The sequence below is a fragment of the Streptomyces sp. NPDC020965 genome, assembly GCF_044333555.1.
Lineage (GTDB): Bacteria > Actinomycetota > Actinomycetes > Streptomycetales > Streptomycetaceae > Streptomyces.
Genome location: NZ_JBIRRE010000006.1, coordinates 374,362 through 397,303, shown reverse-complemented (window position 1 = coordinate 397,303; position 22,942 = coordinate 374,362). Strand labels below are relative to the sequence as shown.

General features: G+C 74.0%; 4 protein-coding genes. 2 read left to right on the top strand and 2 right to left on the bottom strand.

What is annotated here, in order from left to right; all coding sequences use genetic code 11:
• Positions 1-266 precede the first annotated feature (266 nt).
• Both ACH4S7_RS20805 and ACH4S7_RS20800 read left to right on the top strand, forming a co-directional pair.
• A complete protein-coding gene (locus tag ACH4S7_RS20805; RefSeq protein WP_398522689.1) occupies positions 267-899 on the top strand; it encodes a TetR/AcrR family transcriptional regulator C-terminal domain-containing protein in 633 nt (210 codons plus the stop codon).
• Positions 900-1,438: 539 nt separating this feature from the next.
• Positions 1,439-1,813, top strand: coding sequence for a hypothetical protein (locus tag ACH4S7_RS20800; RefSeq protein ID WP_398522688.1), 375 nt, complete (start codon positions 1,439-1,441; stop codon positions 1,811-1,813).
• A gap of 177 nt (positions 1,814-1,990) precedes the next feature.
• On the opposite strand, the gene ACH4S7_RS20795 is transcribed toward ACH4S7_RS20800, so the two are convergent.
• Both ACH4S7_RS20795 and ACH4S7_RS20790 read right to left on the bottom strand, forming a co-directional pair.
• Positions 1,991-8,329, bottom strand: coding sequence for an SDR family NAD(P)-dependent oxidoreductase (locus ACH4S7_RS20795; protein WP_398522687.1), 6,339 nt, complete (start codon positions 8,327-8,329; stop codon positions 1,991-1,993).
• 51 nt (positions 8,330-8,380) lie between these two features.
• On the bottom strand, positions 8,381-22,672 hold the full coding sequence (locus ACH4S7_RS20790) for an SDR family NAD(P)-dependent oxidoreductase (RefSeq protein WP_398522686.1): 14,292 nt from the start codon (positions 22,670-22,672) through the stop codon (positions 8,381-8,383).
• Positions 22,673-22,942 lie beyond the last annotated feature (270 nt).

Genomic DNA, 22,942 nt, shown 5'->3' with positions numbered 1-22,942 from the left:
CCTGCTGGAGTCGGCGCTTAACCTCACCGGCTACACGGTGACGAGTGCGGGCTCCGGTAGGGCCGCACCACGGGAACTGCCGCGCTGCTCGTCGTGACGGCGGCGGGCGCGCTCGTGGGCGCCCGGTGGATGGTGCGACGGGGGCTGTTGCCACTGACCCGGATGGAGCGCGCTGCCCAGCGGATCACCGTGGACAACCTGGACCGGTGCCTGCCGGCAATCCCGGTTGCTGACGGCGAGATCCGCGCCCGCGATAGAGTAGGTCGATGACCAACAAGCGAGCGGCCGGTGCGGCGGCCCCTACCCGGTTGACCCCCGCCGCCGTTGTGGACGCGGCCCTGCGCCTCTTGGCCGAAGAAGGGCTGGAGGCCGTGACCACGCGCGCCGTCGCGAACCGGCTCGGCGTCCGGATGAACACCGTTCTGTGGCACATCAAGACCAAGAGGCGGCTGCTCGAACTGATGGCCGATGCCGTCGCCGGGTCGATCGCCTATGACGGTCTGCCAGCCGGGGCGGGGGAGCGGGCCGCCGAACTGATGCGCCGGTACCGACGGTCGCTGCTCGCCCACCGCGACGGTGCCGCCCTGGTGACCGGGACATACGCGGCCGAGCCGCACACTCTGCGCTTCGCGGACACCCTCCTCGCCGTCCTCGGGGAGCACGAGGAAACGGCGGAGGCGTCGGCCCGTACGCTCTACGCCCTGGTCTACTTCACCCTCGGCCTCACCCAGGAGGAACAGGCCGTGGACGACATGGACGGGGCCCGCTTCCGGGAGGCCGTGGCGAGTGGCCCCTACCCTGCCTTGCGCGCGTCCCGGGCCGCCCTCGCCGACGACACCTTCTCCGCCCGTTTCGAGGACGGCGTGCGGCGCATCCTGGGCCCCGGCCGGACCCCCTGACCGACGGCCCGCGCGCGCCGTCCCCTCCTTCCGGCGGGGGGTCGACGAGAGCAGCCCCTGCGGCCTCGCCCTATGGATCGCCGCGCATCGGCCTCGCGTTCCTGTCCAAGCCGCGCCCCCCGGCGGCCGAAGAGGCGGGTGCCTCCGTACGCGCCCGCGGGGCCGACGGTGCGATCAGCGATCGTCCTCCCTGCCATCGCGGCTGTGCATGAGGACGCTTGCGGGCCGGACGTCTCCGCAGCGGGGTCTGCGGATACGGCGCTTCGCGGAGATCCCGGACGGTCCTCGGGCCCACTTCCTGGACCGGTGAACGGCCGGCCCGCGGTCGAGGGCACCGATGGGCCGGCCGGCGCGGACGGCGTCGACTCCGTGGCCGGCGCCCAACCGTGCCCCAACAAAAGCCCCCGCCCGAGGGAACGGTGTCCATCCGTGGCGCGGGTCGCACCCTGGGCGCCGGGATCGTCCGGGTCGGGCGTCCCCTTCAGGGCCGTTTTCCATGCGGACCGACATCTTGTCTTCGACAAGGAAAGGACAAGTCCATGTCGCTGTTGAGGAAGGCCAGGCAGCGTCTGGCCGTAGCGGGTGCCGTGGGAGCCCTGGCCGCGGCCGGGCTTGTGACGACCGCGCCCCCGGCGACCGCTGCTCCGGCCCGTGCCTTGGCCGGCGTCTTCATCTACGCCAACCCCAACTACTCGATCCCGGTGTACCCCAGCGGTGCGCCCGTGCAGGTCGCGAATCTCAGCGGTCCGGCGCAGGACAGCATCTCCTCCATAGGCAACAGCACGGACCTCCGCATGTGTTTCTACGAGCACGGGAACTACGGCGGTCTTGAGTTCAGGATCGGTCCCGGCGAGTGGTGGGCCACGCTCCCCGGGTGGATCAACGACAAGATCTCGTCCTACCGGCCCTGCTGACTGAAGGCGATCCGCACGGCGTCACCGCACTCCGTGCCCGCCCTGCTGGACGGGCGCGGAGCCGATCTCCCTCCGCTGGTCGAACCGCTCATTCCGGAACGGAGAGGAACGGTCTATTGGCCTGCTGACGCCCCCTTTGGACCCTCTGCGACCACGCGACCGATGTCGGACCGGTGGTCATGGCAGTCGCTCAAGCACCTGCGTGGACAGCCAGGACTCGACGGTACGTCCGGTCGCCGGGCCGAAGGTGCTCATCATGGTCAGGTGGTCACCCGGTACGTCGATCACGTCATGATGATGAGGCCAGGACAGACCGGGAAAGGTCCTGCCCGGTGCGGTCCCGGCGACGGTGTCGGACGCTCTGACCAGCAAGGTCGGCCCAACCACCGCGGTGGGGCGCCAGTCGCGGAAGAGAGCGTGGTGTCGCCCCATGGCGGACAGGGCACTCTCCGAGGTGAGTTCGGTGATTCGAGGCATGTCGGCCAGAGCCGCGAACAGCGCTGTCTTCAGTGCGCCGAGCTCCGGGTTGTCCGGCAGATACGTGTCGAGGAGAATCACCCCCGCGGGCGGGGTCCCCTCCCGGGTCAGGGCTTCGGCGACCGCCTGGGCCACCCAGCCGCCCGAGGAGTGGCCGACCAGGACGGCCGGCCGGTCGTCGTGGCCGTCGTGGAGGGCGGCGACCTGGGAGCCGATGAACTCCCGCAGGGTGGTGGGGAGCGGTTCGCCGGAGGTGTAGCCGGACGGGGCCAGGACGGACAGCCCGCGCCGTTCCCGGAAGGCCGTGGCGAACCGGGCGTACTGGTAGGCGTGCGCGGGAGCGATCAGCGAGGGGAAGCACACCAGCGCGGGCCCGGCCGGGCCGTCGCCGAAGGGCGTCCGGCGGGGGGCGGGGGCCACCCCGGCAGGTGTGTCGCGCAGCTCCGCCGCGGCGGCGAGCAGCCGCAGCGCCTGGCCCGCCCTGCCGGCCGTGAGGGCCTCGCGGAAGAGCGTCAGCAGCGGCCCGGAGGGAGGGCCGTCCTGGCCGGACTGTTCGGTGGTGCGTGTCGCCGAGCGGGGGTGCGGGCGGTCGGCCCGTGCCTGCGGTACCGCGTCGCCGCGAACGGACAGGGGTACGGGCGGGAGCACCGGTCCGCCGCCCGGGTGGCCCGCGCGGGAGTACCCGTCGGCATACGGGGACGCATCGTCGCCGGGGCCCGCGGGCGGTGAGGCGGCACCGGCCTCGGGCCGTCCGGGAGAGCCGCTGAATCGGGTGTCGAGGTGGGCGGCGAGCGCGGCCACGCTGGGGTGGTCGAAGACGAGCGTGGCCGAGGAGCGCAGACCGGTCACGTGCTTGATGCGGTTCCGCAACTCGACGGCGGTCAGGGAGTCGAGGCCGAGTTCGGTGAACGGCCGGTCGGGTTCGACGGCCGAGGCGTCGTGGTGCCCCAGTACGTCGGCGACCTGGGAGCGCACCAGGCCGATCAGCGCCCGGGCCCGGGCGGCGGGGGAGAGTCCGGCGAGCCGTGCGGCCGTTGAGGAATCGCGGCGGCCGGGCCCGGGCGTGCCCCGGCGCGCACCGGGGTGGACCAGGGCACGCAGGAGGTGCGGTGGGCCGGCTCCAGGGGCGTGCGTCGGCGGGCCGAGCCGGGCGGGCAGGGTCCAGGTAGTGCCTTCGCGCACAGCGGTGTCGAAGAGAGCGAGTCCGTCGGCTTCGCCGAGGGGGCGCATACCCAGCCTGGCCAAGCGCTCCCGGTCGGTGTCGGTGAGTCCCCCCGTCATGGCGCTGCCCGCTGCCCAGAGTCCCCACGCGAGGGTTGTCGCGGGCAGGCCGAGCCGGGCCCGGTGGGCCGCGAGGGCATCGAGGAAGGCATTGGCGGCTGCGTAGTTCGCCTGGCCCGCTCCGCCGAGGGTCGCGGCGGCCGAGGAGTAGAGGACGAACGCCGTGAGGTCGAGATCGCGGGTGAGTTCGTGCAGGTGCCAGGCGGCGTCGGCCTTGGACCGGAGCACGGCGGCGAAGCGGTCCGGTGTCAACGCGGTGAGGACGCCGTCGTCCAGGACGCCCGCGGTGTGCACGACCGCGCGCAGCGGATGCTCCTCAGGGACACCGGCGAGGAGCGCGGCGAGCGCGGAGCGGTCCGCGACATCGCAGGCCACGAGGGCGGCTTCGGTGCCGAGTGCGGTCAGTTCGTCTCTCAGCTCGTCGGCACCGGGCGCGGTGGGACCGGACCTGCTGACCAGGAGGAGATGTCGTACGCCGTGGTGACGGGCCACATGGCGTGCGAGGAGGGCGCCGAGAGTGCCGGTGCCACCGGTGATCAGGACCGTGCCGGCGGTGTCGAAGGGGGTGTGCCGGGCGGGGGCCGGGGGCCGGCGGACCAGTCGCGGTACGCGCACGGTGCGCTCCGTCACGCGGGTCTGCGGTTCGTCGACGGCGAGCGCGGCCCGAACTCCTTCGGCGCTGTCCGCGTCGATGAGCCGGAAGCGGTCGGGGTGTTCGGCGATGGCGGCCCGCACGACGCCCGATGCGCCGGCCGCGGCCAGGTCCGTGCCGTCGACGGCGCCGCTGGTGACGACGGCGAGGGGGGTGTCGGTCAGCCGTTCGTCGGCGAGCCACGCGGCCAGCAGCGCGGCCGTGCGGACCACCGCGGTGTGCGTCGCGGCCACGGGATCACCCTCGCCCCGGGGCAGGCGGGTGAGGGCGAGACCGGGTGCGGGCTCTCCCGCGTCCAGGGACCGGATCAGCGCGACCAGATCGGGGTGCGCGGTGCAGTCGGGGAAGGCGCTGGTCAACTCGTCGGCGGCGAACAGAGTCGGCATGGTGGCCACGGGGGGCGCGGCGGAGGGTTCGCGCCAGTCGAGAGCGAACAGGCCGCCCGGGTGGCGTGGTGCGCCGTGCGGTACCGGGGGAGCGGCCCGGCGCCAGGACACGGTGGTCACCGTCGCGACGGGGGCGCCGTCGGCGTCGGCGAGGGCGAGGGCGGCGGAGTCCGGGCCGGTCCGGGTGATACGGACCCGGAGCCGGGTCGCACCGGCGGCGTGGAACTCGACGCCGCGCCACGCGAACGGCAGGATGCCGGGCCCGTCGTCGGCGGCCGCGCACAGCAGGGGGTGCAGGGCGGCGTCGAAGAGCGCGGGGTGCAGAACGAACCGGGCTGCCTCGGCGCTGTGTTCCCCGGCGATGGCGGCCTCGGCGAAGAGGTCGTCTCCGCGCCGCCACGCCCTGCGCAGGCCCTGGAAGCGCGGGCCGTAGGCGTACCCGAGTTCCGCGAGGCGCTCGTACGCTCCGTCGAGGTTCATTTCGGTGGCGTTCTCCGGCGGCCACGGTCCGGTCGGGGCGGGTTCGGTGGTGGCGGTGGTGACCACGCCGCTCGCGTGCGCCGTCCACTCGGGTGCCGTTCCCTCGCGCGGTTCGGGTCGTGCGTGGACGGACACCTCCCGTCGGCCGTGCTCGTCGGCCGGGCCGACGGCGACCTGGATCTGTACGGCACCGGCGGACGGCAGGTGCAGTGGTGCGGTCAGGGTGAGGTCCTCGATACGCCCGCAGCCCACCCGGTCGCCCGCGGCGGTGACGAGTTCCACGAGTCCGGTGCCCGGCAGGAGCACGGTGTCCAGCACGGTGTGGTCGGCGAGCCAGGAGTGGCCGCTCAGGGCGAGTCGGCCGGTGAGGATCAGACCACCGTCCGGCAGGTCGACGGTGGCGCCGAACAGTGGGTGGCCCGGCGCACCGAGTCCGGCGGTGGTGAGGTCACCCATGGGGTCGCCCGAGGTGAGCCAGTAGCGGGAGCGCTGGAAGGCGTAGGTGGGCAGCGGGGCCACCGGGCGGGGGCGTTCGAACAGGGCGGTCCAGTCGACCCGTACGCCGTGCACATACAGGGCGGCCGCCTGGGTGAGCAACTGGCGCAGGCCGCCCCGGTCCCGCTGGAGTGATCCCACGACAGCGGTGTGGCCGGCGCCGTGGTCCTCGGCGGTCTCGGCGACGGCGCCGGTCAGTACGGGGTGCGGGCTCACCTCGGCGAAGGCGCTGTGCCCGGCGGCGAGGAGGGCGGTGGTGCCCTCGGCGAAGCGTACGGTGCGCCGCAGGTTCTCGTACCAGTAGGCGGCGTCCATCCGGCTGGTGTCCAACCACTCCCCGGTCACCGTCGACCACAGGGGCGTGGTGGCGGGCCGGGGGGTGAGGCCGGACAGCTCGGTGAGCAGACGCCCGCGGATCGGGGCGACGTGCGCCGAGTGTGAGGCGTAGTCCACGGGAATGCGGCGCGTGCGTACGCCCGCGCCGGTCAGCTCGGTGCGCAGGTCGTCCAGTGCGGAGAGGGTGCCGGACACCACGACGGACCGCGGGCCGTTGACCGCGGCGACGGAGAGCACGTCGCCGTACGGCACGAGCCGTTCCTCGACGCCGGCCGGGGTCAGCGACACGGCCATCATGCCGCCGAGCCCGGTCACCTCGGTCAGCTCGGTCAGTGCGCGGCTGCGCAGGACGACCACCCGCGCCGCGTCCGGCAGCGACAGCGCGCCCGCCACGCAGGCGGCGGCGATCTCCCCCTGGGAGTGGCCGATCACGGCGGCCGGGGTCACTCCCAGGGCGCGCCAGGCCGCCGCCAGGGACACCATGACCGCGAACAGCGCGGGCTGGACGACATCGACCCGGTCCAGCGACGGCGCGTCCGGGTCCCCGGTCAGCAGGTCGAGCACGGACCAGCCCGTCAGTTCGCGCAGCGGCCGGTCGCACGCGGCCAGCGCCCCGGCGAAGGCCGCTGACTCCGCGAGGAGTTCGCCCGCCATGCCGGTCCACTGCGATCCCTGACCGGGGAAGACGAACACGGGCCGCCCGCCCCGGGCGGTCGCGGTGCCGGTGACGGCCCCGGCGGAGCCTGCGGCGACCTGGGTGAGTCCCGCGACGAGTTCGGTGTGGTTCGCGCCCACCACGACCGCCCGGTGGTCGAACTCGGCGCGGGTGGTCAGCAGGGACCAGGCGGTGTCGTTGATGTCCTGGACCGGCCGGGCGGCGAGTCGCTCCGCCTGCTCGCGCAGCGCCGCCGCGCTGCGGGCGGAGAGGACCCAGGGCACGGGGGAGGGGGACGGGCGGGCGGGCGCCGCGCCGATCGCCGGTTCATTCCGCGGTTCGGGCGCGCCCTCCGGCCTGTTCCGGGGCCCGGGTGCCTCCTCCACGACGACGTGGGCGTTGGTCCCGCTGATCCCGAACGACGACACACCGGCCCGCCGAGGACGGTCGCCCGCTGCCCACTCCCGGGCCTCGGTGAGCAGCTCCACCGCCCCCGACGACCAGTCGATGTGCGGTGACGGTTCCTCGGCGTGCAGGGTCCTGGGCAGCAGCCCGTGCCGCATGGCCAGCACCGTCTTGATGACACCGGCCATGCCCGCCGCGTGTTGCGCGTGTCCGATGTTCGACTTCACCGAGCCGAGCCAGAGCGGATGCCCGGGGTCGCGTCCCTGGCCGTAGGTCGCCAGCAGCGCCCCGGCCTCGATCGGATCGCCCAGTCGGGTCCCGGTACCGTGCGCCTCCACCACATCCACATCCGCGGGCGACAGGCCCGCGTTCGCCAGCGCCTGCCGGATCACCCGCTCCTGCGCGGGTCCGTTCGGCGCCGTCAACCCGTTGGACGCACCGTCCTGGTTCACCGCCGAACCCCGGACGACCGCGAGGACCGGATGCCCGTTCCGTATCGCCGCCGACAGGCGCTCCAGAACCAGCACCCCCACGCCCTCCGACCACCCCGCGCCATCGGCCGCCGCCGAGAACGCCTTGCACCGGCCGTCGGGCGCGCCCACCCGCTGCCGCGCGAACTCCACGAGGGTGCGAGGTGTCGCCATGACCGTGACGCCGCTGGCCAGGGCCAGGGAGCACTCACCGCTCCGCAGGGACCGCGCGGCGAGATGCAGCGCCACCAGCGACGACGAGCACGCCGTGTCCACCGTCAGCGCGGGCCCGGTGAAGCCGAACGTGTACGCGATCCGGCCCGACATGACGCTGGGGGCGCCGCCGGTCAGTACGTACCCCTCCACCGTGGCGGGGGTGGCGTCGAGACGGGGCCCGTACTCGTGGGAGTTCGCGCCGACGAACACCCCCGTGTCGCTGCCGCGGCGGGACGTGGGGTCGATTCCGGCGTGTTCGAACGCCTCCCAGGCCGTCTCCAACAGCAGCCGCTGCTGGGGGTCCATCGCCAGCGCCTCGCGGTGGGAGACGCCGAAGAACCCGGCGTCGAAGGAGGCGGCGTCATGGAGGAACCCGCCTTCGCGGGTGTAGCTGTGTCCGGCCGCCCCGGGGTCGGGGTCGTAGAGCCGTTCAAGGTCCCAGCCCCGGTCGGTGGGCAGGCCCCCCACGGCGTCGGTCCCGTCCGCCACCAGGCGCCACAGGCCGTCCGGTGAGTCGACCCCACCCGGGAAGCGGCACGCCATGCCCACGACGGCGATGGGTTCGTCCGCCCGGTCCTGGAGCTCCTGGAGCTGTCTGCGGAGGTCGCGGGCCTCGGCGATGGAACGCTTGAGGTATTCCCGGAGCTTGGGGGCGTCGGACACGCGGCGGTCACTTCCCTGGTGTGGTCACGTCAGGCAGGGTGGTGCGGGTGGTCAGGACCGGTCCTGGTCCACCAGCGCGAAGAGTTCGTCGTCGGTGGCGGCGTCGAGATCGCTGGGCCCGGTGGTGTCCTCCGTGCCGTCCCCGCCGGGTGCGGCGCAGGCGTCGAGCAGCTCCCTGAGCCGGCGGGCGACGCGTCCTCGTGCGCTGTCGTCGGCGATGACCGCGGCCAGGCCGTCACCGATCGCGCGCAGTCCGGCCGTCACCGGGTCCTCGTCCGCGGGCAGGTCGAGCCTGCCGAGGATGTGATCGGCGACCTGGGCGGGGCTGGGATGGTCGAAGACGAGGGTGGCCGGGAGGCGGAGCCCGCTCAAGGCGGCCAGCCGATTGCGCAGTTCGACGCCGGTGAGCGAGTCCATGCCGAGTTCCCGGAACGCGCGGGCGTCCCGTACCGCGACCGGGTCCGGGTGGCCGAGCACGGTGGCCGCCGCCGCGGTGACGAGGTCGAGCAGCGCGTCGCGGCGCTCGGCCCCGGGCCGTCGGCGCAGCCTCGCGGTGAGCGTGCCGTCGCCGTCGCCGTCGGGTGCCGCGGCGGGCCTGGCCGCGGGCCGTACCAGGGCGCGCAGCGGCGGCGGCACCCGCCCGGGGTCGGTGGGCAGGGCGTGGGGGTCGAGCCCGGCCGGTACGACGACGGGATCTCCGAGGGCCAGTGCGGCATCGAAGAGCGCGAGCCCTTCCTCCGGGGTCATGGGCACCAGACCACTGCGGGCCATGCGCCGCCGGTCCGTGTCGGTGAGATGGCCGGTCATCCCGCTGGGCTGTTCCCACAGGCCCCAGGCGAGGGAGAGCGCGACCTGGCCGCGTGCCGCGCGGTGGCGGCTGAGCGCGTCGAGGAAGGTGTTGGCCGCGGCGTAGTTCGCCTGCCCCGCCGCGCCGTTGACACCGGCGACGGAGGAGCAGAGGACGAAGGCGGACAGGTCGAGGTCGCGGGTGAGGTCGTGCAGATGCCATCCGGCGTCGATCTTGGGGCGCAGCACCCGGTCGACCTGATCGGTGGTGAGAGCGGTGAGGGTGCCGTCGTCCAGGACGCCCGCGGCGTGCACGACGGCGGTCAGCGGATGCCCGGCGGGTACGGCGGCCAGCAGTTCGGCCACGGCGTCGCGGTCGGCCACGTCGCAGGCGACGACGGAGACCCGGGCGCCCGCCGCGTCGAGGTCGGCCAGCAGGGCGGGTACGCCCTCGGCCGCCGTACCGCTGCGGCCCGCCAGGACGAGGTGGCGTACGCCGTGGGTGTGGACCAGGTGCCGGGCGAGGTGGCCGCCCAGGGTGCCGGTGGCGCCGGTGATCAGGACGGTGCCCGCGGGGTCCAGGGGCGCCGGCACGGTCAGGACGTTCTTGCCGGTGTGTCGGGCCTCGCGCAGGTGCCGGAAGGCGTCCTCGGCCCGGCGGATGTGCCAGGCCCGCAGTGGCGACAGGGTCAGGGCGCCGCTCCGGAACAGGGCGAGGACGGTGTGGAGCAGCTCCCCGATCCGGTCGGGCCCGGCGTCGATCAGGTCGTACGCCCGGTAGGTGATGCCGGGGTGGTCACGGGCCACGTCGTCGGCGCGACGGATGTCGGTCTTGCCCATCTCGACGAAGCGACCGCCCGGCGCGGTCAACCGCAGCGAGGCGTCGACGTACTCGCGGGCCAGGGAGTTGAGCACCACATCGACGCCCCGGCCGGCGGTGGCGGCGCGGAAGTGGTCCTCGAACTCCAGGGAGCGTGAGGACGCGCTGTGTTCTTCGTCCACGCCGAGGTCACGCAGCACCCGCCGCTTGGTGGGACCGGTGGTGCCGAAGACCTCCGCCCCGAGGTGGCGGGCGAGTTGGACGGCGGCCATGCCGACGCCCCCGGTGGCCGCGTGGATCAGCACCCTCTCCCCGGCGCGGAGGCCGGCCAGGTCGACCAGCCCGTAGTACGCCGTGAGATGGACGACCGGTACGGACGCGGCCTCGGCGAAGCTCCAGCCGTCGGGTACGGGGACGATGGTGCGCCGGTCGGCGACGGCGACGGGGCCGAAGGAGTGCGGGAACAGGCCCATCACCCGGTCGCCGGGGGCGAGGTCGGTGACGCCCGGGCCGACTTCGGTGATGATCCCCGCGCCCTCACTGCCCAGGACGACGTCGCCCGGGTACATGCCGAGGGCCATCAGGACATCGCGGAAGTTCAGCCCGGCGGCGCGTACGGCGATCCTCACCTGTCCCTCCACGAGCGGGACCGTGTCGGTGTCGGCAGTGGCGAGCGCGAGGCCCTCCAGCGTCCCGGAACCGGATGTCTCCAGTCGCCAGGCGGCGCTGTCGGGGACGGGCAGCGCCGGCCGGCGGTGCGCCGGGACCAGACGGGGGACGGTCATCCCGGTCTCGCGCAGGACCAGTTGCGGCTCCGTGACGGACAGGGCTGCGGGAAGCCGGCGCGCGGCGGCCTCGTTCTCGACGTCGACGATCCGGAACCGGCCGGGGTGCTCCGTCTGTGCCGTGGCGAGCAGGCCCCAGACACCGGCCTGCGCGGGGTCGGCGCTCCGGGCTCCCGAGGTCAGGACGACCAGCTCCGAGGCGTCCAGTCGCTCGTCCGCGAGCCAGGAGCGGAGCAGGCCGAGCGTACGGTGCACCGTGGTCCGCGCGGCGGTGTCCGTGCGGTGACCGGCGCCGGGGACGGCGACCGGGGCGAGGACGACGGCGGGCGGTGGGCCGTCCGCGCCCGCGAGGTCCACCGGGTCGGAGAAGCGCGGTGGGGCGGCCCACCCGGTGGGCCACCAGCCCGGTAGCTCGCCGAGGACCGCCCAGTCGTGCCGCGCGTGGTCCGTGAGCTCCGGGTGCTGTCCGAGGGGGATGAGATCGAGGAGGTGCAGGGCATCCGGGGTGTCGTCAGCGGGAGGCGGCGTGCCGGGGGCGCGCACGGTGAGGGAGTCGACGGAGAGTACGGGTGTGCCGGTGCTGTCGGCGATCGCCACGGCCACCGAGCCGGGTCCGGCCGGGCTGAGCCGTACCCGTATCCGACCGGCTCCGGACGCGTGGACGCGTACACCGCGCCAGACGAACGGCAGGCCGCGTGCCCGGTCGCCGTCGAGCAGCAGGGGGTGCAGGGCGCTGTCGAACAGCCCCGGCGGGATCAGGTGGCCATCGGCGGGCGTGGAGTCGGCGACGGCTTCGGCGTACAGGTCGGCGCCGTGCCGCCAGAGTCGCCGCAGGCCCCGGAAGCTGTCGCCGTACCGGTAGCCGTCGGCGGCGAGCTGTTCGTAGGCGCCGTCGAGGTCGACCTCGGCGGCGTCCGCCGGCGGCCAGGAACGCAGCTCCACCGGGGCGCCGCCCTCGGTGCCGAGGACCGCCGTGACGTGCTCGTGCCACGGCGGTTCGGTGCCGTACGGTCGGCCGCCGATGGCATCGGACTCGGTACGGGAGTGGAGGGTGAGGCGTCGTCGGCCGTCCCCGACGCCGGGGGAGACCACGACTCGCATCAGCACGGCTCCCTCCGGGGGCACCACGAGGGGAGCCGTGATCATGACCTCTTCCAGGCAGGGTGCCGCCACCCGGTCGCCGATCGTGGTGAGCAGGTCGACGAAGGCGGTGCCCGGGACGAGTACCCGGCCGGAGACGGTGTGGTCGGCGAGCCAGGGCCGGGTGTCCAGGGAGAGCCGCCCGGTCAGGACGAGATCGCCGTTCGGCAGGTCCAGGGCGGCCCCGACCAGTGGGTGGCTGATGCCGGCCAACCCCGCACCGGTGACATCGGAACCGCGCGGGGCCGGGGTGAGCCAGAAGCGCTCCCGCTGGAAGGCGTAGGTCGGCAGGTCGACGGTGCGGGCTGCGGGCGCGCCGAGACAGCGGCCCCAGTCCACGGCGCGGCCCCGTACGAACAGTTCGGCGGCGGCGCGCAGGAGCTGGTCCGGGCCGCCCCGGTCGCGACGGAGGGAACCGGTGGTGACGACGGTGTCCCGGTGGGTGCTCTCGGCCAGGTCCTGGATCCCGACCGTGAGCACGGGGTGCGGGCTGCATTCGACGTAGGTGTCGTGCCCGCGGTCCAGGAGTTCGCCGATCACGGTGTCGAAGCGCACGGTACGCCGGAGGTTCTCGTACCAGTACGCGGCGTCCATGTCCGCGGTGTCATGGAGCCCTCCGGTGACGGTGGACCACATCGGGACGGTGCCGGAGGCCGGGGTGATCGGCGCGAGCTCGCTGAGCAGCCGCTCCTTCAAAGGCTCCACCCGGGCCGAGTGCGAGGCGTAGTCCACAGGGACGCGCCGCACCTGGACCCCGGAGTCCGTCAGCTCGGCCGCGAGAGTGTCGACATCCGCGAGCCGGCCGGAGACCACGGTCGCGTGCGGTCCGTTGACGGCGGCGACCGAGAGGTGTCCGCACCGGCCGGCGATGGCCTTCTCCACCTCCGTACGGGGCAGGGGCACGGACAACATGCCTCCCGTCCCCGCGATCTCGGTCAGCGCGCGGCTGCGCAGGACGACGATGCGCGCGGCGTCGGCGAGGGAGAGCCCACCGGCGACATGGGCGGCCGCGATCTCGCCCTGTGAGTGTCCCACCACCGCCGAGGGATGGACGCCCCAGGACTTCCACAATTCGGCGAGCGAGACCATCACGGCGAAGAGCGCGGGCTGGACGACATCGACCCGGTCCAGCGGCGGGGCGTCGGGGGCGCCGGTCATCGCGGCGACCACGGACCAGCCGGTGAGGGCACCGATGGCACGGTCGCAGGCGCGCAGGGACTCCGCGAACACGGGAGCGGTGGTCAGCAGTTCCGCGGCCATGCCGATCCACTGGGAACCCTGGCCAGGGAAGACGAACACCACGGCACCGGACGGCTCGGCCGGCCCGCCGAGGGCCACCCGGTGGTCGGACGCGCCGGCGGCGAGGGCGCGTAGCCCCGCCCGCAGTTCATCCGGGTCGGTGCCGATCACAACGGCCCGGTGCTCGAACACCGTTCTTCCCGTGATCAGCGAGTGCGCGACGTCGACCGGCGCGTCGGCCGGCCACTCCGCGAGACGTCCGGCCTGCTCGCGCAGGGCGGGAAGGTTCCCGGCGGAGAGCACCCACGGCACCGCGGTGGGAACCGGACCGGCCAACGGCGGGCGGGGGTCCCGGTCGGTGCGCGGGGTTCCGGTGGCGGTGACCTGTTCGAGGATGACATGGGCGTTGGTGCCGCTGATGCCGAATGACGACACACCGGCGCGGAGCGGGGCGTCCGTCCGCTGCCAGGGTCGGCTGGCACGGAGCAGGTCCACTCCGCCCGCCGCCCAATCCACGTGCGGTGACGGCTCCTCGGCGTGCAGGGTTCTGGGCAGCAGCCCGTGGCGCATCGCCATGACGGTCTTGATGATGCCGGCGACACCGGCAGCGGCCTGGGTGTGTCCGATGTTGGACTTCACCGAGCCGAGCCACAGGGGGTGTTCGGGGTGGCGCCCCTGGCCGTAGGTCGCCAGCAGCGCCCCGGCCTCGATCGGATCGCCCAGCCTGGTCCCCGTACCGTGTGCCTCCACCATGTCCACGTCCAGGGGCGACAGGCCCGCGTTCGCCAGCGCCTGCCGGATCACCCGTTGCTGTGCGGGCCCGTTCGGCGCCGTCAGCCCGTTCGAGGCACCGTCCTGGTTCACCGCGGAACCCCGGACGACGGCGAGGACCGGATGCCCGTTCCGTACTGCGTCCGACAGCTGTTCCAGGACCAGGAGGCCGGCGCCCTCGGACCAGCCGACCCCGTCGGCGGTGGCGGAGAACGGCTTGCACCGGCCGTCGGCGGACAGCCCGCGCTGACGTGCGAACTCGATCAGGGTGCCGGGTGTCGACATCACGGTCACGCCGCCCGCGAGGGCGAGGGAGCACTCGCCGTTCCGCAGGGCCTGTGCGGCGAGATGCACCGCTACGAGCGATGAGGAACAGGCGGTGTCCACGGTGACCGCGGGCCCGGTGAGGCCGAAGGTGTAGGAGAGCCGGCCGGACAGCACACTGCCGGTCGTGCCGGTCAGCAGCATGCCTTCGAGTTCCCCGGGCATCCGGTCGGCGCCGGGCGCGTAGTCGTGGTACATCTGCCCGGCGAACACCGCGGTCCGGCTGCCGCGCAGGGATTCGGGCGGGATGCCGGCCCGTTCGAACGCCTCCCAGGCCGTCTCCAGGAGCAGCCGCTGCTGCGGGTCCATCGCCAGTGCCTCGCGCGGGGAGATCGCGAAGAACGCGGCGTCGAACTCCGCCGCTTCATGGAGGAAGCCGCCGCCGGTGGCGTAGGTGTGACCGGGCCGTTCGGGGTCCTGGTCGTGCAGGTCGGCGGGCCAGCCCCGGTCCAGGGGGAAGCCGGACACCGTGTCGCGCCCCTCGGCGACGACGCTCCAGAGGTCTTCCGGTGTCCGGATCCCGCCGGGGTAGCGGCAGGCCATGGCGACGATCGCCACGGGTTCCGCCTGGCCCACCGCAGCCGGGGTCCGTTCCGCAGCGTCCGAAGCGCCGGACCGTTCTCCGGACAGCCCGGCCAGCAGGTAATCGATCACGCTCTGAGGCGTCGGGTGGTCGAAGACCAGCGTGGTCGGCAGCTTCGTGCCGGCCTCGGCGGTGAGGCCGTTGCGGAGTTCCACCGAGGTCAGCGAGTCGAGGCCCAGGTCCTGGAAGGTGCGGTGCAACGCGATGGCGTCGGGGTCGGTCCGGCCGAGGACCCGGGCCGTCCGCTCCCGTACGAGCCGGGTCACCGCGCCCTCGCGTGCACCGGGCGGCAGTGCGGCGAGCCCCGCGGCGGTCCCGTTCCGGGCGACCCGGCGAGCCGGAGCCGTGGTCCCGACCAGGCCGCGGAGGATCGGCGGGACCGCGTCGGCCCGTACGGCTCCGGCCGCGAACCGCATCGGTACGGCCTGGGGGTGGTTCAGGCGCAGCGCCGTGTCGAAGAGGGACAGGCCCGACCGGTGGTCCAGCGGCAGGACGCCCATCCGTGCCATGCGGGCCAGTTGGGTGTCCGTCAGGGAAGCCGCCATTCCCCCGGCCGGCGCCCACAGGCCCCATGCCCATGAGGTCGCCGGAAGCCCTTGCCCCCGCCGGTGCGGCGCGAGGGCGTCGAGGAAGGCGTTGGCCGCGGCGTAGTTGGCCTGACCGGCGGCCCCGATCTGCGCCGAGATCGAGGAGCAGAGGACGAAGGCGGTCAGCTCCAGGCCGCGCGTCGCTTCGTGCAGCGCCCAGGCCGCGTCGACCTTGGGCCGCAGTACGGCGTCCAGCCGCGGCTCGGTGAGGGAGGTCACGACGCCGTCGTCCAGCACCCCGGCCGCGTGGACGACGCCTCGGAGCGGATACTCGACGGGGATGTCGCGCAGGACGGCTTCGAGGGCTTCCCGGTCGGCCACGTCACAGGCGACGACGGTGACCTCACAACCCAGGGGCGCCAGTTCGGCGCGGAGCCGGTCCGCCGATGGTGCCGCGCGGCCGCGGCGGCTCAGGATGAGCAGCCGCCGTGTGCCGTGGTCGCGCGCCAGATGTCCGGCGAGCGCAGCGCCCAGTTCGCCGGTTCCGCCGGTGAGCAGAACGGTTCCGTCCGGGTCGAAGTGGGCGGGTGGCGCGTCGTTGTCGGGGGCGGGCCGGGCCAGACGTGGCATCAGGGTGACTCCGTCGCGGAGGACGATCTCGGGTTCCTCCGTGTCGGGGCACGGGACGCCGTGGTGTGGGCCGCTGTGGGGCGGGCCGTCCGTGGCCATGATCCGGAACCGGCCGGGGTGCTCGGTCATCGCTGAGCGGACCAGACCGCGCACGGTCGCCGCGGCGACATCGTGCTCGTCCAGCACGAACACCAGGGTGGCGTGGGCGAACCGATCATCCGCCAGCCAGTCCCGCACCAGTCGGAGCGCCTGATGGCAGAGCCGGTGGGCGGCGCCGACGACGTCCCCGTCGGTGACGCCCGGCACCGACACGGTGACCAGTGGCGGCACGACATCGGTGAGCCGGTCCGGGGAGTCGCCCCAGGGCAGCTCGGCACGGTTCGCGCCCTCGACCCACGACACCTCGACGGGTTCCCATGCCACCCCGAAGACCTCACCGTCCGGCCGCTCCTCCAGCGGGTCCGCCGCCGCCCGCCAGGTCAGTGACTCGACCGTGGCGACCGGTGTCCCTTCGGCGTCGGTGATCCTCAGGCTCACCGCCTCGGACCCGGCGGGGGTGATCCGTACCCGCAGACGGGTCGCGGCGGTGGCGTGGACGTCGACGCCCCGCCAGGCGAACGGCAGGAACCGGGGCCCGTCCCCGGACGCCGTGTCGAGCAGCCAGGCGTGCAACGCGGCGTCGAGCAGCGCGGGATGCAGCACGAAACCGCCGGTGCCGGTGCCGTCCCCGGCCGACTCCACCTCGGCGTACCGTGCGTCGCCGGCCCGCCACAGCCGCCGAAGGCCCTGGAAGGCGGGGCCGTACGCGTATCCGTGCCCGGCGAGCCGGGCGTAGGCGTCCGCCACGCCGACCTCGATCGCTCCCGGTGGCGGCCATGCCCCCGATTCGGCGGCGGGCGGCGGCACGGTGGCGCCCAGGACCCCGTCCGCGTGTCTCGTCCAGCTCCCGTCGACGCCCGGCCGGGCGTCGACGCCGATGTCCCGCCGCCCGCGCGGATCCGGCGCCGACACGGTGATGCGGAGCGATGCATCGCCCTCTCCGGGCAGCACCAGCGGGGCGGTCAGGGTCAGGTCCTCCACACGGGGGCACCCCACCCGGTCGCCGGCGGCGACGGCCAGGTCGGCGAAGGCAGCGCCGGGCAGCAGGACGGAACCGAGGACTGTGTGATCGGCGAGCCAGGGGTGGGTGTGCGGCGAGACCTTCCCCGTCAGGACCATTCCACCGTCCGGAAGTTCGACCACCGCCCCCAGGAGCGGATGCCCTGCCTCCGTCATGCCGATCGCGGACGCGGACCCCCCGCCGGTGGGAGCGAGCCAGTAGCGCTCCCGCTCGAACGGATACGACGGAAGCACCGCGCCCCCGCCCCCGGCACCTTCCCCGTGCCCCGTCAGCACCGACCGCCAGTCCACACCCCCGCCCCGTACCCATAGGTGCGCCGCCGCGCACAGCGCCTGGAACTCATCCCCCCGGTCCGCCCGCACGGCCGGCACACACCCCTCCACAACGGAGGAGAGCACCGCTCCGCCGCCCAGCTCCACCCACACACCCGCCCGCTGGGACGCCGCCGCCACCGCGTCCGCGAACCTCACCGTCCGCACCACGTGGTCCACCCAGTGCTCCGGGTCCGACCACTCTCCCGACACCGCTCGGCCCGTCACCGACGACACCACCGGCAACCGGGGCGCTCCCCACGACACGCCCGCCACCACCTGTCGGAACCTCTCCAGCACTGGAGTCATCAACGGCGAGTGGAAGGCGTGCGACACCTCCAACCGCCGCACCCGACGGCCTCCCAGGGCGCCCAGTGCCCCTTCCACCGCGGCCTCGGCACCCGACACCACCACCGCGCGCGGCCCGTTCACCGCCGCGATCGCCACGCCCTCACGTCCCTCCAGCGCGCCCACGATCTCGTCCTCCGACGCCTCCACCAGGACCATCACGCCGCCCGCGGGCAACTCCTCCATCAACCGGGCCCGCGCCGACACCACCGTGCACGCGTCCTTGAGCGACAACACCCCCGTCACATGGGCCGCCGCCAGCTCCCCGACCGAGTGGCCCACCACCACCGCGGGAGCGACGCCCCATGACTCCAACAACCGGAACTGCGCCACCTGGACCGCGAACAGCACCGGCTGCTCCGTACCCGTGCCTCCCCGCACCGCACCCGCGCCGGCCAGTTCCGCCCCGTCCAGCCCCAGCCCCGACGCCACCTCGTCCAGCGCCGCGCGGAACACCGGGAACGCCTCGTACAGTCCACGGCCGGTCCGCACACCCCCGCCGCCCTGACCGCCGAAGACCAGGCCCACTCCCACATCACCAGGCGCCACCCCCGACACCCGTACGAAACCACCCGTACCCCGGCCCGGGTTCAGCAGCACGGACCGGTGCTCGAACACCGCACGGCCCGCGGCCAGCGACCACCCCGCCGCCAGGCGGTCATCCGCCCCGTACGACCACCCCGCCAGTCGCTCCACCTGCCTCTCCAGCGCCCCCGGGCCCCGGGCCGACACCACCCACGGGACCACCCGATCGGCAGCCGGCGGAAGCGGCGCGGGCTCGGGATCCCCCTCTTCCAGGATCACGTGGGCGTTGGTCCCGCTGATCCCGAACGACGACACACCGGCCCGCCGCGGACGGTTGCCCACCGGCCACTCCCGGGCCTCGGTGAGCAGCTCCACCGCCCCCGACGACCAGTCGATGTGCGGTGACGGTTCCTCGGCGTGCAGGGTCCTGGGCAGCAGCCCGTGCCGCATGGCCAGCACCGTCTTGATGACACCGGCCATGCCCGCCGCGTGTTGCGCGTGTCCGATGTTCGACTTCACCGAGCCGAGCCAGAGCGGATGCCCGGGGTCGCGTCCCTGGCCGTAGGTCGCCAGCAGCGCCCCGGCCTCGATCGGATCGCCCAGTCGGGTCCCGGTACCGTGCGCCTCCACCACATCCACATCCGCGGGCGACAGCCCCGCGTTCGCCAGCGCCTGCCGGATCACCCGCTCCTGCGCGGGCCCGTTCGGCGCCGTCAACCCGTTCGACGCACCGTCCTGGTTCACCGCCGAACCCCGGACGACCGCGACGACCCGGTGACCCAGCCGCCGCGCCCGCGACAACCGCTCCACCAGCAGGACGCCCACCCCCTCCGCCCACCCCGTACCGTCCGCCGCCGCCGAGAACGCCTTGCACCGGCCGTCGGGCGCGAGCCCCCGCTGCCGTGAGAACTCCATGAACGTCCCCGGCGACGACATCACCGTCACCCCGCCGACCACCCCCATCCCGCACTCACCCGCGCGCAGCGCGCGCTCCGCCACATGCAGCGCCACCAGCGACGACGAGCACGCCGTGTCCACCGTCAGCGCGGGCCCCGTGAAGCCGAACGCGTAGGCGATCCGGCCGGACAGGACACTGGGCGAGCTGCCGGTGAGGAGGAAGCCGCTCAGGTGCTCCGGCGCCTGGTGCCGGCGGGGTCCGTACTCCTCGGCGGTGGCGCCCACATAGACCCCGGTGTCGCTGCCGCGCAGGGAGACAGGGTCGATTCCGGCGTGTTCGAAGGCTTCCCAGGCCGTCTCCAACAGCAGCCGCTGCTGCGGGTCCATCGCCAGCGCCTCGCGCGGGGAGATGCCGAAGAACCCGGCGTCGAAGCAGGCGGCGTCGGTGAGGAAGCCGCCGTGTCCCACCGGAGCGGACCCCCAGCCACGGTCGGTCGGGAAGGTGGAGACGGCGTCCCGGCCCCGGGAGACGAGATCCCACAGTTCGTCGGGGGAGGACACATCGCCGGGGAACCGGCAGGCGAGGCCGATGATGACCACCGGATCGTCCTCGACGGACGGCCGGACATCCGTTCGAGTGGGCCCGGGTGCCGCGAAGAGCAGGTCGTGGAGATGGGTCGCCAGAGCGCGGGGGGTGGGGTGGTCGAAGACCAGGCCCGTCCGGAGGGGGAGCCCGGTCGCGGTCAGCAGCGCGTTCCGCAGCTCGACGGAGGCCCCCGAGTCGAGGCCGAGGTCCCGGAAGGTCGCCTCCGGATCGATGTCGGCACCGTCCACGCCGATGACATGTCCGGCATGACGGGTCACCAGAGTGAGGAGGGCCGTGCCGGGGCCGGGTGCCGCGGTGAGCCGCTGCCGGAGGGCGTCGGCCCGGCCCGGCTCCCGCGCGGGCTCGCCGTCGCGCCGGATGCCGAGCCAGTGCCGGGACCGGCGGAAGGCGTAGCTGGGCAGGGGAACCCGGCGGGGCCCGTAGCCGTCGAACGACTGGCGCCAGTCGACCTCGGTGCCGTGGGTGAAGAGCCGTCCGAGCGATGTCAGCAACTGCCCGGCCTCGGGCCGGTCCGCCCGCAGAGCGGGCAGGGCCAGGGCGTCCGGGCGGGTCTCGGCGACCGCGCCGGTGAGTGCGGCCGCCGGGCCGATCTCCAGGAACGCGGTCGCGCCGCTGTGCCGGACCGCGTCGGCGAAGCGCACCGGTTGCCGCACATTGCGCACCCAGTACTCCGGTGACCCGATGTCCGCCGCGGTGACCCTCGTCCCGGTCACGGTGGAGATCATGGGAACCTGAGGGGAATGGAAGGACAGTTGTGCCACGGCCTCCCGGAACTCGGCCAGCATCGGATCCATCAGCGGTGAGTGGAACGCGTGGCTGACGGCAAGCCGTTGGGTGCGCCGGCCCCGGCCCCCCAGTTCGCTCACGATCTCCGCGATGGCGGACTCCACGCCGGAGACCACGACAGAGGCCGGTCCGTTGACGGCGGCGACCGCCGCGTCCGTACGGCCCCGCAGCAGCCCTGCGACCTCGTCCTCAGCGGCCTCGACGGCGGCCATCGCGCCCCCGGCGGGCAGCGCCTGCATCAGCCGTGCGCGTGCCGCGACCAGGGCGCAGGCGTCCGGCAGATCGAGTACGCCGGCCAGGTGGGCGGCGGCGACCTCGCCCACGGAGTGGCCGATCACCATGTCCGGTCGTACGCCCCAGGATTCCAGCAGCCGGACCAGGGCCACTTCGACCGCGAACAGGGCGGGCTGGGCCCAGCCGGTCCGGTCCAGTCCGCGGCCCGAGTCGATGACATCGGCGAGTGGACGCGACAGCAGGGGGTCCAGGCGACCGCGGATCGCGTCGAAGGCACGGGCGTAGGCCGGATAGGCGTCGTGGAGTTCGCGGCCCATCCGGGCGCGCTGGGTGCCCTGGCCGGCGAGGATCAGGCACAGACGGGCGTCGGGGGAGGCGGCCCGGCCGGCGCCGGGCAGCTCGCGGAGGGCTTCGGCCATGGCCCGCGCATCCGTGCCGACCACGACGGCCCGGTGGGCGTGCACGACCCGGCCCGTGGCCAGGGACGAACCGATGTCCACGGGGTGCGGCTCGACGGATCCGGCCACGAAGGCGGCCAGCCGCCCCGCCTGTGCGCGCAGTGCCGACGCGGTGTGACCGCTCACCACCCAGGGCACGGCGGGCGGCGGCGCTGTGGTGGTGGTGCGGGGTGCGGGACGGCGGGAGCCCTCCGCGAGGATCAGATGGCAGTTGGCGCCGCCCATGCCGAAGGAGCTGACACCCGCCACGAGACGCCGTTCGGGGTGGGGCCAGGGGCGTGACCGCCGGGGGAGGTCCAGCCGGAGCTCGGCGAGGGGAATGTCCGGGTGGGGCACCTCGTGGTGGAGGGTCGCGGGGATGGTGCGACGGCGCAGCGCGAGTACGGTCTTGATCAGGCCGGCCACCCCGGCGGCGGCTTCGAGGTGACCGATGTTGGTCTTCACGGAGCCGACCGCGACCGGGTCGTCGACGGCGCGTGACACCCCGAGTTCGGCGCCGAGCGCAGCGGCCTCGACGGGGTCTCCGACCGGGGTCCCGGTTCCGTGGAGTTCGACGTACTGGATGTCACCGGGGGTGACTCCGGCCGCCTGGCGCGCCCTGTTGAGGACGGCGCGCTGCGCGGTGGCGTCGGGGGTGGCGAGGGAGCCCGCGCTGCCGTGGTTCACCGCCGACCCGAGGATGACCGCCAGGACGGTGTCGCCGTCGGCGACAGCGGCGGAGAGCGGTTTCAGCAGGAGGGCCGCGGCCCCCTCGCCCCGTACGAATCCATTGGCCCGGGCGTCGAAGGTGCGGCAGAGGCCGTCCGGTGAGAGTCCGCCCCACTCGGCCAGCATCCGGGAGTTCTCCGGGCCCAGCAGCAGGTTGACGCCCGCGGCGACGGCCAGTTCGCACTCACCCCCGCGCAGGCTCGCGCAGGCCAGGTGGACGGCGACGAGAGAGGAGGACTGACCGGTGTCCACCACGAGACTGGGTCCGCTCGCACCGAGGGCGTGCGAGAGCCGGTTGGCGATGGCGCCGCGGTGGACTCCGGTGGCGGTGTGGCGGGTGGGGCCGTCGGGGGCCGCTCCCACCAGAGAGGCGTACTCGTCCCACATCGCACCCACGAACACACCGAGACGTCCGGTGCGGTCCGGCCGGACGCCGGCGTGCTCCAGGGCCTCCCAACCGACTTCGAGGACGAGTCGCTGCTGCGGGTCGGTGGCGTCGGCCTCCTGCGGTGTCATCCCGAAGAAGGCCGGATCGAACTGGTCGACATGGTTGAGGAATCCGCCGCGCGCGGGGCCCGTGGCGCCGTCCCCGCGGGTGGCGGGGGCCGTGGTGACCGCGTCGGTGCCGGAGTTCAACAGCCGCCAGAACTCCTCGACGTCGGACGCACCGGGAAATCGACACGACAGGCCGATGACGGCCACGGCCTCGCCCGTTGATCCGATGCCGTCCGCGATGTCGCTCATCAGTCCCCCATCACCGAGGTACCTCCGGATGTACGGAGCCGTCGTTGCCGACCGGATCGAACCGGCCGCCGGGGGGAGTCTCTGACCGCCCCGGGCGACGTGGGTACGCGGCGCACGGCTCTCCGCCGCCACCGCCGAGCCGCCACGCGGATGACCGCACTCCGGATAAGTGGATCCAACTATCCGCTTGATGGGAGTGCTCGTCAACATGGCCTGCGGTAGGGAGAGTTGATCCGTCGTGACCGGCCACGAAACCGCCGGGGGGCCCGT

Excerpts from the sequence above, each read along its gene's own strand:
- ACH4S7_RS20805 (WP_398522689.1), top strand. The coding sequence starts at position 267 with ATGACCAACAAGCGAGCGGCCGGTGCGGCGGCCCCTACCCGGTTGACC.
- ACH4S7_RS20800 (WP_398522688.1), top strand. The coding sequence starts at position 1,439 with ATGTCGCTGTTGAGGAAGGCCAGGCAGCGTCTGGCCGTAGCGGGTGCC.
- ACH4S7_RS20790 (WP_398522686.1), bottom strand. The coding sequence starts at position 22,672 with ATGAGCGACATCGCGGACGGCATCGGATCAACGGGCGAGGCCGTGGCC.